General features: G+C 60.0%; 16 protein-coding genes. 3 read left to right on the top strand and 13 right to left on the bottom strand.

The window, feature by feature from the left end; translation table 11 throughout:
- Positions 1 to 12 precede the first annotated feature (12 nt).
- The 4 genes from ACR0LI_RS03525 to ACR0LI_RS03510 are packed head-to-tail and all read right to left on the bottom strand — an operon-like array spanning position 13 to position 3,169.
- Positions 13 to 1,191 (bottom strand): phage major capsid protein, encoded by a 1,179-nt coding sequence (locus tag ACR0LI_RS03525; RefSeq protein ID WP_480718015.1) that lies wholly within the window; start codon positions 1,189 to 1,191, stop codon positions 13 to 15.
- 34 nt (positions 1,192 to 1,225) lie between these two features.
- Entirely contained in the window at positions 1,226 to 1,771 is a 546-nt protein-coding gene (locus ACR0LI_RS03520) for an HK97 family phage prohead protease (RefSeq protein WP_253283233.1), read from the bottom strand.
- 26 nt (positions 1,772 to 1,797) lie between these two features.
- The gene (locus ACR0LI_RS03515) at positions 1,798 to 2,016 is read right to left on the bottom strand and encodes a GTA head formation protein, RCAP_rcc01685 family (RefSeq protein WP_171723054.1); all 219 of its coding nucleotides are present in this window, start codon (positions 2,014 to 2,016) and stop codon (positions 1,798 to 1,800) included.
- Positions 2,009 to 3,169: a phage portal protein gene (locus ACR0LI_RS03510; RefSeq protein ID WP_480718014.1), complete on the bottom strand. Its 1,161-nt coding sequence runs from the start codon at positions 3,167 to 3,169 to the stop codon at positions 2,009 to 2,011. The genes ACR0LI_RS03515 and ACR0LI_RS03510 overlap by 8 nt, the downstream gene beginning before the upstream one ends.
- Positions 3,170 to 3,690: 521 nt before the next feature.
- Between ACR0LI_RS03510 and ACR0LI_RS03505 the strand changes: the two genes are divergently transcribed.
- Positions 3,691 to 4,179, top strand: coding sequence for a hypothetical protein (locus tag ACR0LI_RS03505; protein ID WP_480718013.1), 489 nt, complete (start codon positions 3,691 to 3,693; stop codon positions 4,177 to 4,179).
- Between the two features lie 25 nt (positions 4,180 to 4,204).
- Here the strand turns inward: ACR0LI_RS03505 and ACR0LI_RS03500 are convergent, their stop codons facing one another.
- The 3 genes from ACR0LI_RS03500 to ACR0LI_RS03490 all read right to left on the bottom strand — a co-directional run bounded on the left by ACR0LI_RS03500 (position 4,205) and on the right by ACR0LI_RS03490 (position 6,382).
- Complete coding sequence (locus tag ACR0LI_RS03500) at positions 4,205 to 5,575, bottom strand: DNA-packaging protein (protein ID WP_480718012.1); 1,371 nt, start codon at positions 5,573 to 5,575, stop codon at positions 4,205 to 4,207.
- Positions 5,484 to 5,828 carry a hypothetical protein gene (locus ACR0LI_RS03495; RefSeq protein WP_480490459.1) on the bottom strand — a complete coding sequence of 115 codons (345 nt, stop codon included), beginning with the start codon at positions 5,826 to 5,828 and terminating at the stop codon, positions 5,484 to 5,486. Before ACR0LI_RS03495 ends, ACR0LI_RS03500 begins: the two co-directional genes overlap by 92 nt.
- A 179-nt stretch (positions 5,829 to 6,007) precedes the next feature.
- On the bottom strand, positions 6,008 to 6,382 hold the full coding sequence (locus ACR0LI_RS03490) for a VOC family protein (RefSeq protein ID WP_480718011.1): 375 nt from the start codon (positions 6,380 to 6,382) through the stop codon (positions 6,008 to 6,010).
- Positions 6,383 to 6,422: 40 nt separating this feature from the next.
- Between ACR0LI_RS03490 and ACR0LI_RS03485 the strand changes: the two genes are divergently transcribed.
- The gene (locus ACR0LI_RS03485) at positions 6,423 to 6,959 is read left to right on the top strand and encodes a winged helix-turn-helix transcriptional regulator (RefSeq protein ID WP_480490463.1); all 537 of its coding nucleotides are present in this window, start codon (positions 6,423 to 6,425) and stop codon (positions 6,957 to 6,959) included.
- Between the two features lie 298 nt (positions 6,960 to 7,257).
- A complete protein-coding gene (locus ACR0LI_RS03480; RefSeq protein ID WP_480490464.1) occupies positions 7,258 to 8,523 on the top strand; it encodes a DEAD/DEAH box helicase in 1,266 nt (421 codons plus the stop codon).
- 81 nt (positions 8,524 to 8,604) lie between these two features.
- Here ACR0LI_RS03480 and mltG read toward each other — a convergent pair whose 3' ends face one another.
- The 6 genes from mltG to fabG all read right to left on the bottom strand — a co-directional run bounded on the left by mltG (position 8,605) and on the right by fabG (position 13,934).
- The gene (mltG, locus tag ACR0LI_RS03475) at positions 8,605 to 9,762 is read right to left on the bottom strand and encodes an endolytic transglycosylase MltG (RefSeq protein ID WP_480490465.1); all 1,158 of its coding nucleotides are present in this window, start codon (positions 9,760 to 9,762) and stop codon (positions 8,605 to 8,607) included.
- On the bottom strand, positions 9,763 to 11,028 hold the full coding sequence (gene fabF / locus ACR0LI_RS03470) for a beta-ketoacyl-ACP synthase II (RefSeq protein ID WP_171631648.1): 1,266 nt from the start codon (positions 11,026 to 11,028) through the stop codon (positions 9,763 to 9,765).
- A gap of 183 nt (positions 11,029 to 11,211) precedes the next feature.
- The gene (locus ACR0LI_RS03465; protein WP_171631644.1) at positions 11,212 to 11,955 is read right to left on the bottom strand and encodes a 1-(5-phosphoribosyl)-5-[(5-phosphoribosylamino)methylideneamino]imidazole-4-carboxamide isomerase; all 744 of its coding nucleotides are present in this window, start codon (positions 11,953 to 11,955) and stop codon (positions 11,212 to 11,214) included.
- Positions 11,956 to 12,078: 123 nt separating this feature from the next.
- Positions 12,079 to 12,618 (bottom strand): GNAT family N-acetyltransferase, encoded by a 540-nt coding sequence (locus ACR0LI_RS03460; RefSeq protein ID WP_171631641.1) that lies wholly within the window; start codon positions 12,616 to 12,618, stop codon positions 12,079 to 12,081.
- Positions 12,619 to 12,756: 138 nt separating this feature from the next.
- Entirely contained in the window at positions 12,757 to 12,990 is a 234-nt protein-coding gene (locus ACR0LI_RS03455; RefSeq protein WP_008756330.1) for an acyl carrier protein, read from the bottom strand.
- Between the two features lie 206 nt (positions 12,991 to 13,196).
- The gene (fabG, locus tag ACR0LI_RS03450; protein WP_152458330.1) at positions 13,197 to 13,934 is read right to left on the bottom strand and encodes a 3-oxoacyl-[acyl-carrier-protein] reductase; all 738 of its coding nucleotides are present in this window, start codon (positions 13,932 to 13,934) and stop codon (positions 13,197 to 13,199) included.
- Positions 13,935 to 13,940 lie beyond the last annotated feature (6 nt).

Below are 13,940 nucleotides of genomic sequence, written 5' to 3'. Positions count from 1 at the left end.
ATTCAGCACGCGTTAGGCGGTGCCGAATTTCACCAGCTTGATCGCAGCAAAATCGCTGACATCGCCGCCGACGCGCTTGGTCGCATAGAACAGGACATGTGGCTTGGCGCTGAACGGGTCGCGCAGCACGCGCAGATCAGGACGTTCGGCAATGGTGTAACCAGCCTGGAAGTCACCAAAGGCTATCGAGAAACTGTCGGTTGCCACATCCGGCATGTCCTCGGCGATCAGAACCGGATACCCCATCAGACGCGCCGGCTCACCTGCGGCCAAACCATCGGACCACAGGAAGCGGCCATCGCTGTCCTTCAGCTTGCGGATCACACCTGCGGTCTTCGAATTCATCACGAAGGTCCCGTTGACCCGGTACTGCGCGCCCAGCGCATAAACCACATCGACAATCGCATCCGCATCAATACCCGCATCAATACCGGTCGCTACATAGCCAAGGCTGCCCCAGGACCAGCCATCATTCGGCACCGCTCGGTGGATCATCAACCCCTTGGGCTTGTCGACGCCATCGCCGTTGATGAATGCCGCCGCCTCGGCGCGTGCAAACTTGTCGGCAATGCGCCCGGCCAGCCAGCCCTCGACGTCGAAGGCGCTGTCATCCAGCAGGCGCTGCGACGCTTTGGGCAGCGCGCTCAGCTCGTGCAGCGGGATCGAGATGCGATCGATCGACGGTGTTCCGGTCTCCGCTGTGGCCGAGTTTTCGTCAGCCCAGCCCGCACCTACATCGGTGTGATCGATCAGCACGTCGAACGAATTTGCCTCGACATTCACGACCGATGCAATCGAACGGATCGAGGCGGTCGAGTTCAAAACCGACTTGATCGTCTCGGCAGTCTGCGGATCAACCAGATAGCCACCGTCGCTGTTGACCGCTGCTGACAGGGACTTGCCCTCCATCTCGAGGCCACGCAGCCCGTCATCTTCGCCGGACCGCACATAGGCGTCAAATGCCTTCTGATGCGGGGCTCCGTCTTCGATCGAAGCGGCAAGATGCGGGCGTACCGCGATTGTTGATTTACGATCCAGCATGGTCAGTCGCTCTTCTGTCTGTTGCAGTTTTGTATTAACTTCGGCTTTCAGGCCCTTGAATTCATTCACGAAGCCAGCCATCGCCCGCTTCACCTCCTGAACCAGGGGCGCACCCTCTCCGGTCAAGGCCGGGGTTTCGGTCTTGCTCATCAGCATGTCCTGTTCTGAGTGGTTTTGAGGCGCGCTAGGTCCGCGCCAGCTCCTGCCGGGCATCGTTGAATACGTCGGCAATACAGCGCAGGGCTTCCTCGGCGTCAGGTGTCCTTCCCTTCGCCGCCACCCGCGCACTGGGCAGCATCGGGAAGGTCACCAATGACACCTCCCACAGCTCCAGTTCGGTCAGGACCCGCTGGCCCTTGTCATTCTTCACGGCCCGTTTGGTGCGGTAGCCGATCGACAGACCATCCATCGCACCTGCCCGGATCAATTCTGCCGCCTCGCGGCCCTTCTGCGTGCTCTCCAGCAAACGCCCCTTGACCCACAGGCCCTTGTCGTCCTCGCGCACTTCGTCCCACACGCCGATGGGCTGGGCCGGATCATGCTGCCACAGCATCTTGACGCGCTGACCCGCTCTGGCCAGCCTGTCAAGCGAGCCGCGATAGGCGCCACGCTGCACCACGTCACTGCCCTGATCGACCTGCCCAAACAGGCTGGCATAGCCCTCGATTGCCGCGTCATCCGTAACCGAAAAACCGTCGCCGAACCGTGCGAATTTATGCTCTAAATCCATGAACTTCTCCATGTAACCCATTGAACTTATGGCGCGACCACCAAGAGGGATTGAAACGCCTGTGCCAGGATCACCGCCGCCACGCCATAGACCGTCAGCCACAGCCGGCGGTCCAGCCGCTCCATCATCTCTTCGATCTGATCCAGACGCCGACACAGATGCGCGTGCTGAATCTCGGCCACCCGCTCATGCGCGGCCAGACGCAGACCTGGCGCGCACTCGAACGAGGGATACCCCTCACCCATCTGCACGCTCCGGCAGCCCCAGCAACGCGCGCTTTTCCGCATCCGTCAGAAAATCGGCCCCGTTGACCCGCGCCCATTGCGCATCACGTTCTGCCGACAGCGCGGGCACCTGATCCAGGTCAGGCTTCAACACCAGTTTCTCGCCGGTAAAGCCCGCCAGCCAGTCCGACACCGCCGCCGCCACCCGCGTCACCAGGGGCAGAACGGTCAGGCGATAGAACGCCCGGTTGGCCTCCTGATAGTTCGAATAGGTCGCGTCACCCTGGATCCCCAGCAGCATTGGCGGGACACCGAAGGCCAGCGCGATCTCGCGGGCGGCGGCTTCCTTGGTCTTTTGAAACTCCATATCGGACGGAGAGAACCCCATCGGCTTCCAATCCAGCCCGCCTTCCAGAACCATCGGACGGCCTGCATTGCGCGCCCCGCGATAGTTCGCCTCGATCTCGTCTGACAGACGCCGGAACTGATCTTCGGCCATCACCCCGTGGCCATCGCCTTTCCAGACCAAAGCCCCCGAAGGCCGCGCCGCGTTGTCCAGCAGCGATTTCGACCATCGCGACGCGCTGTTATGCACATCAATCGCCATCGCCGCCGCCTGCATCGGCGAGAACCCGTAGTGGTCATCCTGAGGGTGAAACGATTTGATATGGCTGATGGCTTCCGCCGCAAACCGATGCTTCTTGCCGCCAACCGCATAGTCATACGCCTTGGGCCATCCATCCGACCCCGGCACCACGCTCATCCTGTCGGATCGCAGCACATGCAGCTCAACCGGCAGCCCTTCTTCAGCCTGAACCGCCTCGACATAGGCATTGCCCGACAACAGCAACTGCCCGAACAAGGCCTCCATCAACTCCGCTTGCCCCTGCGTCGCATTCGGACGGCGCATCAGGGACAGGATCGGATGCGCATCAAAGCGCTGCGCCTGATCCTGCAGCACCAAAGGCAGCGCCGCTGCCGCCTCGGCAATCAGCTTGACGGATCGAAACCCCACTGGGTTCCCCAAAAACCCCGTCCGCGTCAGCGACACCGCGTCCCTGGGGCTCCAGGCCACGCGCCCGCCCGTCTGCCACGCCACCACCGGCCCAGCCGCGCTTGCTTTTGCCTCGGGCGCCGCTTCAGCCGATCCACGACGCAAGAAATCGAATACCATCTGTGCTCCTTTCTGCCGCCGCTCTGCCCGGCTTGTTGAAAGGAGTTATGACGGAAAGAAGTTTAAGGCTTGGGAATGGGGCGTACGGGGGGTGGGCAACGGGTGGATATCTGTCAAAGAAATGCGCAGAACACTAAAGGCATATCCGCCAAGGCTAGTCGTCGTCTCGCATACCTACAAAATAGTGCCTTGTAAGACCTGCGATTATCAATGCTGTAACCAGCAAAGTTCCCATTCTGTGCTTCCCGCTGAAGCCGGGCTGATCAAAGTACCAAAGCGTGCCAAAACACCCAAGAAGCGCCAAAGCAACAAGTAAGAAATACGTTTTTTTGCAGGACATTTTCAACACCTTAAGATTGCAGGCCCCAAACCCTTTACAACTTGGCGTGTTGGTGTCAATCGAGGACCATACTCGAATTATCCCGCGCTTCCGCCAACGTATGTAAGGATCTGCGTCGTTGACAGTAAATTACGTCAGAATGGTCTCAATCCTATTTTCTCTGTTGCCCTTAGATTGCAACATGGCGCTTGCCAAAGACGCGCGATTATCTCTCGCTCATGAGATTCAAGAGGTGTCCGAGACCCGACAGGTTTCAGGAGGAAACAAGGTTGGCAACCACTGGTTTCCAGAAATACGTGTCAAACAGCAAATCAAGGTGGCAGGTTGCGACGCAACTGTTGAAATCGAAGAAACCAGAAAGCAAGGGACGCGCATATACGGCCTGACGTTTGATTTGGCTCGGACTCAGGTTCCTGACCCCCATAACACTGACAGCGCACTTTGGAGGTTCGTAGAACTAGAGAGTTGCGTCAAATTCGCAGACATGATTTTCTTGTTTACAGATCCCTACACGCCTACTCCGCATGGTAACCCTCACATCCCCATTCCTAATGCACCAGTAAAGTACTACCCGTTTGGCATGGCTGAATTGCAAGATGACGAACGGCCTCGTCGTCTACTGACCCTGCTGCGCAAATATCAAGAAGAATATTGCACTTTTACCGGGTGATCATAGCCACAAGAGAACAAGGCCTTCACAGACTCCGCACCCGAGGCCGCCGATACACCCCCGCAGGCCCCACAACCAACTCATGCAACGCCCAGACCAGAGCATCGACCCGGTCGGGTGAGCCCTGCCCTTCGAACCCCCTCGCGGTCATCTGGCACATCTGCTCCTCCAGCGCGTCCAACCCGGCAACATGCGACACCCGTCCCTGCTCATACAGGGCCGCCACAGGCTCTGCCCGCGCGACCTTGCCACGTGACGCACGCACCGGCCGGAACGGGACCAGAGGGTCCACCTGCCGCACGACCTCTTCCACCAACTGCCCACCCTGATTGACCTCGGCCACCAGCCGTTCGGCCCCGAATTCGTCCATCGCGTCAATCGCCGCCTTCGCCCAGCCTGCCGGGCCAACGCCCTGCACCGTCCGGTCAGCCAGCACATAGGCGCGCCACGCCTCGGGCGGGCCTTGCACTTGCGCGCCAACCACCACGATCCCGCAGGCATCCGCGCCTGACCCGGACGTCACCGCCGGGTCCAGCGCCACCACGATGCGATCCAATTCGGGCACTTGTGCGCAGCGCGCCGCCTCAAGCATCGAACCCGTCCACAGCGCGCCGTCCGCATCCGACAGCAACACCCCGTCCAGCTCCTGCCGCCCCAGCCGCGTGCCGGCATAGCGCGCGCGCACTTCCTCCAGAAACGACGCCGCCAGATTGGCTCTGTTCGCCTCGGTCGGTGCATGGGTCTGCACCGTGGAGGGCGACGCCAGCAGATCCTTCAGCACCTTCACATTGCGCGGCGTCGTGGTCACGCAGACCCGGGGCCTCTCGCCCAAACGCAGCGCAAATTGCAGCATGTCCCAGGTATCGCCCGCTTTCTTCCACTTGGCCAGCTCATCCACCCAGGCCGCATCGAACTGCGGCCCGCGCAGCCCTTCGGGATCATGTGCCGAAAACGCCTGAGCCTCGGCCCCGTTGGGCCAGATCAGCTTGCGCTCAGATGCCTTCCACGTGGGTCGCCGATCCGGGGGCGAACATTGCAATATCCCGCTGTCGCCAAAGATCATCACATCGCGTACCTGATCGAAGGTCTCACCAACCAAAGCCACCCGACAGGCCTGGCCCTTATCCAATGGCAAAGACCCCTCGACCATCGACCGTACCCACTCGGCCCCGGCGCGCGTCTTGCCCGCACCGCGCCCGCCCATGATCACCCAGGACCGCCAGTCACCCTCGGGTGGCAACTGATGCGGCATCGCCCAGAATTCGAACAGGAAAGGGAGGGCACACAGCCCTCCCTCCCCGATCTCACTCAGAAATCTGTCCTGCACCGCAACAGGCGCGGAGGCGAGCCAGCCTGCACCCGACTTCAAACCGAGCTCGATCAAGGTCGAGCGCATAGCCCCCTTGGGCAATTCCGGCTTGTCTGTGATGTTGTTCGACAAAGCTTGTCTCCACTTTCTGGCAACTGCGGATCAGCCCCTCTAGCTGACCCAGTTGCTTGCCTGTTCCGGCAAGGTCTGCATCCTCCCCGGCGCCGATCTGTTTTCGCAGTTCTTCCGCTGCCTGACGCAGATCGCGAATGGATCGCTCAAGCGACTGCAGTAAATCAGCCGTCTGAGAAATCCGCTCTTCCGGGGTAATCAAAGTCATGTTTGCCTGTGACCTCATGCGTGAGTTTTTCCGCACGAGAGAAACGAAAAACGGCCACCGGGTCGCCCCGGGGCCGTTGCCCACCTCTTCTAGCATGACATAAGTTGTACGGGATTAAGTTCGCAAAGTCAATGTGTTACGCAACATCGACGCAACACGCACCGTACGCCGTGTTAAGATCAGCCGTCGGTCAGATCCTGCGCCAGCATCATGGCGTTCTGGTCCGGATCATAGAATGTGGCCGTGCTGACCATGCCTTCGATCGTCTCTGTCGGGCCGTCAAACGCCACCCCGGCCACCTCCAACGCGCCGCGCGCCACAGCAATATCAGCAACCTCATAGACCGGCACGCAATTGCCCGGCGACGGCTTTGCCTGCTCCCCCAGACCCAAGGTCACACCGTCGACATTGGTGCGCATTTCGCTCCACCCCGCTTCGTCGATATGGTGGACCAGCTCGAAGCCAAGCATGTCGCGATACCAATCCGCGCTGGCATGACGGTCCCTAACTGAAATCGCAAACGTGATGGTGTTCTTCAATGAAACAAGCGGCATCGAGCTTCCCTTATGTCTGATAATATAGTAACTATACTTTATGGACATTAAACTACTTGTCAAGCTCACCTCGCGCGCGTGGTCGCTGAACATTCTGGCGCTGATGCACACAGGCGTGCCCGGACGTCAGGCCTCTCTGCTCACCGCCACCAGCGCCAGCCGAACGGCCTTCGCGGCCAGCCTCGGCCACCTTGTCCAACTCAACCTGATCGAGCGGAACCCCGGCCATGGCCATCCCCTGCGCCCCGAATTCCGCCTGACCCAAGCCGGGGCTCAAGCCGCCCGGACCGCCCACGAAATCCTCAAGATCACCCCCGAGGACAGCACCCGCAAGCTTCTCCGTAAATCCTGGACCGTTCCGATCCTGGCCCTGACCGGCACCCCGCATCGCTTTTCGGCCATCAAATCGGACCTGCCCCCCATCACCGATCGCGCCTTGTCCTCCTCGCTGCATCAGCTCGAAGACCACGACTGGATAAGACGCGATATCGAAACCTCGGGGCGGATGCCCTTCCCGACTTATCGCGCGGTCAACACCGGATTTGCGATCCATCAGGCGGTTGGACTGGGCCAGTAGGGGCAGCAACACCCTCAATCAGAACGTAACAAACCCCAGCCTAAAGCTTGACATTCCCCCGCCCAACCCGCATGTGCCCCTCAAACAGCGCTGCCGCGTGAGCATCCGGGCCATCCAAAGCCCCCACAGCGCCCGATCCACCCATAGTTCCCCATCACGCAGGGTTCTTGACGCGACGACCGGACACCGCAGGAACCGCCTGCCTGTCCCGAGGTCTCGCACAACCCCTGCCGGTCGCGGATGCGGCCCATTGCGACTTGCCCGTGGTCCAACCCCTCGGGCGACAAAGGATAGTTATTTGTTCGACTTCGATATGCTGGGCCTCGCGCCCGCCCTGAACGACGCGCTGCAACGCGCCAATTTCACCCAACCCACACCAATCCAGAACCAGGCGATCCCGCTGGCCCTGAACGGCCACGACATCCTTGGCCTGGCCCAGACCGGCACCGGCAAGACGCTGGCCTTCGGCTTGCCGCTGATCGATCACCTGCTGGCCCAACCCGGAAAGCCCGATCCCAAAACCGCCAAGGCGCTGATCCTTGCTCCGACCCGCGAACTGGTCAACCAGATCGCCGACAGCCTGCGCACCCTCACCAACAAGACCAAACTGCGCGTCGCCACCGTCGTCGGTGGCCAGTCGATCAACAAGCAGATCATGTTCCTGTCGCGCGGCACCGATATCCTTGTCGCGACCCCCGGTCGCCTGATCGACCTGATGGAGCGCCGCGCCGTCGACCTCAGCTCGGTCCGCCATCTGGTGCTGGACGAGGCTGATCAGATGCTCGACATGGGCTTCATCCACGCCCTGCGTCGCATCGCGCCGGAACTGGGCACGCCGCGCCAGACCATGCTGTTCTCGGCCACCATGCCGAAGCAGATGGAGGAACTCAGCCGCGCTTATCTGACCAACCCGCAGCGGGTGCAGGTCTCGCCTCCGGGCAAAGCGGCCGACAAGATCACCCAGTCGATCCACTTCGTTGAAAAGCCCGCAAAACCCGCCAAGCTGCGCGAAATCCTGTCGGCGGATATGGACGCCCTGACGCTGGTCTTTTCCCGTACCAAACACGGGGCTGAAAAGCTGATGAAAGGCCTCGTCGCCGATGGCTACAACGCGGCCTCCATCCACGGCAACAAAAGCCAGGGCCAGCGCGACCGCGCCATCAAGGCCTTCCGCGCGGGTGAGATCAACATCCTCGTCGCCACAGATGTCGCCGCGCGCGGCATCGACATCCCCGGCGTGGCTTATGTGATCAACTACGACCTGCCCGAAGTGCCCGACAACTATGTCCACCGCATCGGCCGCACCGCCCGCGCCGGGCGCGAGGGCGAGGCCATCGCTTTCTGCTCGGCCGAGGAAGTCGATCTGCTGCGTCAAATTCAAAAGCTGATGAAGATCGAAATTCCGGTGGCCAGTGGCGCGATGCCCGAAGCCGTGCAACCTGAAAAACCGGCGCGCCGCCCGAACAACCGTCGCCGGGGGTTCAAACCCAAGCCTGCCAACGGGGAAGGAAAACCCGCAGCAAACAAACGGCGTCGTCCACGCAGCAAACGTCCGGCGGCCTAAGATCGGAACACAAAAAAGCCAACGCCGGTTCAATGACCGGCGTTGGCGCAACACGATGAACGAAACCATTTTTCGTTCAGATCAATTTCCCGAATTCTGCTCTGCCTCAATCTCGCGCCATTTGGCGACATTGCGATTGTGCTCCTGCAAAGTTTCGGCAAATGCATGGCCACCCGTGCCATCGGCAACGAAGAACACGAAATCCGTTTCATCCGGCGCAACAGCAGCTTCAAGGCTGGCCAAGCCCGGATTGGCAATCGGCGTCGGCGGCAAACCGTCTATCTGATAGGTGTTCCATGGGGTTGGTCGGTTCAGCTCGCTGCGGCGCAGCCCGCGCCCCAACGTGCCTTGCCCTTTGGTGACGCCATAGATGACGGTCGGGTCCGTCTGCAACCGCATCCCCTGTTTCAGCCGGTTCACAAAAACACTGGCCACTTGCCCGCGCTCTTCCGGAACTCCGGTTTCCTTTTCGATGATCGACGCAAGGATCAGCATTTCTTCGGGACTTTGCAGCGGTAACCCGTCCTGACGGCTTTCCCAAACGGCGTTGATCCGCAATTGTTGCTTGTCCTGCATCGCCTGCAAAATGTCGTTACGGTCCAGGCCCGCCACAACATCGTAACTGTCAGGCGCCAGCATCCCTTCGGCCGGGATCTCGGTCACCTCACCTGTCAATGCGTCGAACGCCTTCAACGCCTGGACCACCTGCCACGAGGTCACACCTTCGGCCAGCGACACGCGGTAACGGGTGTCCGCCTCGTTGCGTTTCTCGGTATAGGCCTCAGGCACCTCTTCTTCCGACGGATCAAACGACGCGATTTCGACGAAATCCAGGGTCGCAGGGTTCAACTCGCGCACACGGGTCTGAGCACGCGTCACACCGATACGATACTCAATCTCGGATCCACAGGTGCTGGCACCGCTGCTGGTAATTTCGTCGATGATCTGCTCCATCGACGCGCCTTCCCGCACCAGAAAGCTGCCGGCTTTCAACTGCTGCGCCCGATCCGTGTAATCGGCGGCCATCCGAAAGATCGTGGCACTGCGGATCGCGCCCTGCTCTTCCAGTTCCTGACTGACACGTGTCATGTTCGATCCGCTTCTGACCTGAAGACAGATTGCGGTTTCAAGCGGGCCTTCGGCCTTGTACTGGGTCTGACCCCAAAGGATCAGTCCTCCCATCAGAAACAAGCCGACCACCAGAATGGTCAGCGCGTTCGAAGCAATGGCCCGCCACATTTAGTTGACCTTTCCGAAGATCACGCTGGCATTGGTGCCGCCAAACCCGAACGAGTTCGACAGGGCCACGTTGATCTCGCGCTCACGCTTGGCGTTCGGGGCCAGATCAATCGGTGTCTCCACCGCGGGGTTGTCCAGGTTGATCGTCGGAGGTGCGACCTGATCGCGGATCGCCAGAATCGAGAAGATTGCCTCGATCGCCCCCGCTGCACCCAAAAGGTGACCGGTTGCCGATTTGGTCGACGTCATGGTGGCGTTCGCGGCGTGGTCTCCCAGCAGACGTTCGACCGCACCCAGTTCGATCGTATCCGCCATGGTCGAGGTGCCATGGGCGTTGATGTAGTCCAGGTCCTTCGGCTCCAGCCCCGCGCTGCGCAACGCGGCTTTCATCGAACGTTCTGCCCCGTCACCGTCCTCGGACGGTGCCGTGATGTGATATGCGTCGCCCGACATGCCATAGCCCAGCACCTCGGCGTAAATCTTCGCACCGCGGGCCTTCGCGTGTTCATACTCTTCCAGGATGACGATGCCCGCACCTTCGCCCATGACGAATCCGTCGCGGTCAACGTCATAGGGTCGGCTGGCCGCCTTTGGATTATCCGCATATTTGGTCGACAACGCCTTGCATGCGTTGAACCCGGCGATGCCGATCTCGCAGATGCAGCCTTCGCCGCCACCAGCGACCATGACGTCTGCGTCCCCTGCCCGAATGATACGGCTGGCGTCACCGATTGCATGGGCACCGGTGGAACACGCCGTCACGACCGAATGGTTCGGCCCCTTGAAGCCATGCCGGATCGACACCTGACCTGATGCCAGGTTGATCAGAGCACCCGGAATAAAGAACGGTGAAACCCGGCGCGGGCCTTTGTCGCGGATCAGATTGGCGGTATTCGCGATCGAACCCAACCCCCCGATGCCAGAACCGATCAGAACACCTGTTCGCAGGCGGTCCTCTTCATCTTCCGGCAACCAGTTCGCATCCTTGCACGCCATTTCAGCGGCTGCGATGGAATACAGGATAAAGTCCTCGATCTTGCGCTGCTCTTTCGGCGGCATCCAGTCATCGGGGTTGAAGGTCCCGTTGGTTCCGTCCCCGCGGGGCACCTCACAGGCGTAGGTCGTGGTGACACCACTGCCTTCCGCATCAAAATGCGTGATGGGACCAGCGCCGGACTCTCCGTCCAGCAGCCGCGACCAGGTTTCCTCGACCCCGCTGGCCAAAGGAGTGACCAATCCAAGACCGGTTACAACGACTCTGCGCATGAAGTGCCTCTTGCCTGCTTCCTGTTATGAGAACCGCTCTTACCCCGGCCCGGGGTCCGGGGGCAAGAGCAACGGCGATTTCATGCGGGCTTCCCGCCGCCGGGTAACCGAAGCAGTACCGCTTTGGGTTACGGAAATCGGTGCCCGCCCTTTCACGATTCCGGTTGAAAGGGCGAAGCGTATTTATTGGAACTGTGCCACCGGCTCATGCGCCGATTTTGCCATTTCCAGAGCATCCGTCAGGTCAAGTGTCTTGCGAAACAATGCACGCCCCACGATCGCACCCGAGATATTGGGAATATACGCCAGCCGCGAGATGTCATCCGCGGTACGTACAACCCCGCTTGCTATCACCGGGGTGCGCGACTGACTGGCGATCCCCGAGATCAAACCAAGCTGAGCTTCGACGTCCTCCATATCGCTGTCGATATCGGTCACCACGATAGCAGCAAACGGCGCCCCCTCGAACGCGTCGATAAACGCTTCGGGCGTGAATACGCTTTGGCTGCGCCAGCCATCCGTCATTACAAAACCTTGCCAGACATCGACCGACAGCACGATTTGATCCGGGTAGAGCGTGGCCAATTCCTTGACCAGCTTCGGCTCGCGCGCTGCCAGCGTCCCTATCACGACTCGACCGACGCCCTTGTCGATCCAGCGCTCGACCTGTTCGCGGGTCCGCATACCACCTGCCAACTGAACCGGGATTTCGGCCGCGCGGATAATCTCTTCAATCAATTCGACGTTGGTATCTTTGCCCTCTATCGCATCGAAATCAGTCAGGTGCATCCATTCGGCACCCGCTTCGGCCCAGCTTCGCGCCGTTTCAACCGGGTTTACGTGCCAAATCATAGCGTTGTCCAAACGACCTTTGTCTAACGTGACACACCGGCCGTTCTGCAACTCCATAGTGGGGTATATCCTCATGAGCTCGGTCCTCCGCTCAATCGCTCTGAAAATCCCCGGCAGCATACACCTGGAACGCCCTCCCAATATCACCGGGATCGGCACAGTTTGGTCATTTTGCGGCATAGTGTCGAAGTGGCGGATTTACGCGAGCGCAGGTGGCCCGTTGCGCCGAAGCAAATGCACCGGGGTTTCATTATACACCCCTTCCCGCATCAATACATAGCCCAGCTTTTTGGCAAGCTTCTGCGACGAGGCGTTGGACGCATTCACCATCGCAACCAAAGGCCCGGGAATCACCCGGTCAAACCAGTCATGCGCTGCCTTGGCCGCCTCATACCCCAGGCCCTGCCCCTGCGCCTCGGGCGCCAGAACCCAACCCGCCTCGGGAAACCCGTCGAAATCCTCGCCCATCCGGCGGTTTCCGTAAAAGAAACCGGCCTGTCCGATCAGCTTTCGATCCGATTGTTGCAGCACACCCCATTGTCCAAACCCGGCCATGTGCCAATGCCCGGCATTGCGCAAAAAGGAATCCCATGCTTCTCCGCGCGATCGGGGTGAGCCGCCAATATGCTGAACGACGCACGGATCTCTCCAGATCTCGGCGAACCGGTCAAAGTCCTCCGGGCGCATGGCACACAGCGTCAAACGCGCGGTATTTATCATGGGAGTGGATCTTATCATGCCCTGTCCACTTTGAATTTTGCCTCAATGGAAACAGTGCGCATCCAAAAATGACCGCGCAAGCATGAATTTTGAACAAGCATAAAAAAACGGCGCCTCCGTTGCCCGGAAGCGCCGCATTTGTACAGAGGGAAACGCTTAGGACGCTTCGCTGATGAACTTTACGGCGTCGCCGAAGGTCTGGATGGTCTCGGCTGCGTCATCGGGGATTTCGATGCCGAACTCTTCTTCGAAGGCCATGACCAGTTCAACGGTGTCCAGGCTGTCTGCGCCCAGATCATCGATGAAGGACGCGTTTTCCGCGACTTTATCTTCTTCAACACCCAGGTGCTCAACAACGATCTTCTTAACGCGATCTGCGACGTCGCTCATGTCTATTCCTCATTCCTTTACAGGGCGGTCTGCCCGATTCTGCCCTTGCCCGCACGGGTTGGCTTTGATTTGCCCGTTTCGGGCGGTTTGGGTCCCGGCGAACCGGGAAGTCGAAGGCCGACCTGAACAACCGGCCCCGCATAGATGCGCCGCCTATAGCATAGTCGACGCAAGAGGCAAACGCTTTCGCGCTGCCCCTGTGGCGATCACAACATGGCCATACCGCCGTTCACATGCAAGGTGCTTCCGGTAACATAACCCGCTTCGGGGCTGGCAAGATACAGTACAGCCGCTGCAATTTCTTCGGGTTCACCCATGCGACCCGCCGGAACCTTGAGCAACAGACCCTTTTTCTGCTCCTCGGTCAGCTTCTCTGTCATTGCCGTGGTGATAAAGCCCGGAGCCACGGCATTCACGGTAATTCCGCGCGTTGCCACTTCGTGAGCCAAAGCCTTGGAAAACCCTATCATCCCGGCTTTTGACGCAGCATAGTTTGCCTGCCCCGGGTTGCCAATTGCGGCCACCACGGACGAGACATTCACGATCCGGCCCCAGCGTGACTTCATCATGCCGCGGATCACACCTTTGCACAGTTTCATCGTCGAGGTCATGTTCACGTCAATAACGCTCTGCCATTCCTCATCGGACATGCGCATGAACAGGTTGTCGCGCGTGATACCCGCATTGTTCACCAGGATATCCACCGATCCCATCGCCTCGGCCGCTTGCTTTGGCAACGCTTCGACGGCCTCCGGATCGCTCAGATTGCAAGGCAACACATGCGCGCGTTCGCCCAGTTCGTCTGCCAGAGCCTGCAATGGCTCGACACGTGTACCGGACAATCCGACCGCTGCGCCAGCACCGTGCAACGCACGTGCAATGTCGCCTCCGATACCGCCCGAAGCACCAGTGATCAGCGCATTCTTACCTGTCAAATCAAACATTCGGTT

The organism is Ruegeria sp. CL7 (assembly GCF_056536445.1).
The sequence above is the reverse complement of the archived record's forward strand: the minus strand, read 5'-3'. Positions and strand labels throughout refer to the sequence as shown.

Excerpts from the sequence above, each read along its gene's own strand:
- ACR0LI_RS03525 (WP_480718015.1), bottom strand. The coding sequence starts at position 1,191 with ATGAGCAAGACCGAAACCCCGGCCTTGACCGGAGAGGGTGCGCCCCTG.
- fabF (WP_171631648.1), bottom strand. The coding sequence starts at position 11,028 with ATGCGCAGAGTCGTTGTAACCGGTCTTGGATTGGTCACTCCTTTGGCC.
- ACR0LI_RS03500 (WP_480718012.1), bottom strand. The coding sequence starts at position 5,575 with ATGCGCTCGACCTTGATCGAGCTCGGTTTGAAGTCGGGTGCAGGCTGG.
- ACR0LI_RS03455 (WP_008756330.1), bottom strand. The coding sequence starts at position 12,990 with ATGAGCGACGTCGCAGATCGCGTTAAGAAGATCGTTGTTGAGCACCTG.
- ACR0LI_RS03515 (WP_171723054.1), bottom strand. The coding sequence starts at position 2,016 with ATGGGTGAGGGGTATCCCTCGTTCGAGTGCGCGCCAGGTCTGCGTCTG.
- ACR0LI_RS03460 (WP_171631641.1), bottom strand. The coding sequence starts at position 12,618 with ATGATAAGATCCACTCCCATGATAAATACCGCGCGTTTGACGCTGTGT.
- ACR0LI_RS03510 (WP_480718014.1), bottom strand. The coding sequence starts at position 3,169 with ATGGTATTCGATTTCTTGCGTCGTGGATCGGCTGAAGCGGCGCCCGAG.
- ACR0LI_RS03465 (WP_171631644.1), bottom strand. The coding sequence starts at position 11,955 with ATGAGGATATACCCCACTATGGAGTTGCAGAACGGCCGGTGTGTCACG.
- ACR0LI_RS03485 (WP_480490463.1), top strand. The coding sequence starts at position 6,423 with ATGGACATTAAACTACTTGTCAAGCTCACCTCGCGCGCGTGGTCGCTG.
- ACR0LI_RS03505 (WP_480718013.1), top strand. The coding sequence starts at position 3,691 with ATGGCGCTTGCCAAAGACGCGCGATTATCTCTCGCTCATGAGATTCAA.
- mltG (WP_480490465.1), bottom strand. The coding sequence starts at position 9,762 with ATGTGGCGGGCCATTGCTTCGAACGCGCTGACCATTCTGGTGGTCGGC.
- fabG (WP_152458330.1), bottom strand. The coding sequence starts at position 13,934 with ATGTTTGATTTGACAGGTAAGAATGCGCTGATCACTGGTGCTTCGGGC.
- ACR0LI_RS03495 (WP_480490459.1), bottom strand. The coding sequence starts at position 5,828 with ATGACTTTGATTACCCCGGAAGAGCGGATTTCTCAGACGGCTGATTTA.
- ACR0LI_RS03490 (WP_480718011.1), bottom strand. The coding sequence starts at position 6,382 with ATGCCGCTTGTTTCATTGAAGAACACCATCACGTTTGCGATTTCAGTT.
- ACR0LI_RS03520 (WP_253283233.1), bottom strand. The coding sequence starts at position 1,771 with ATGGATTTAGAGCATAAATTCGCACGGTTCGGCGACGGTTTTTCGGTT.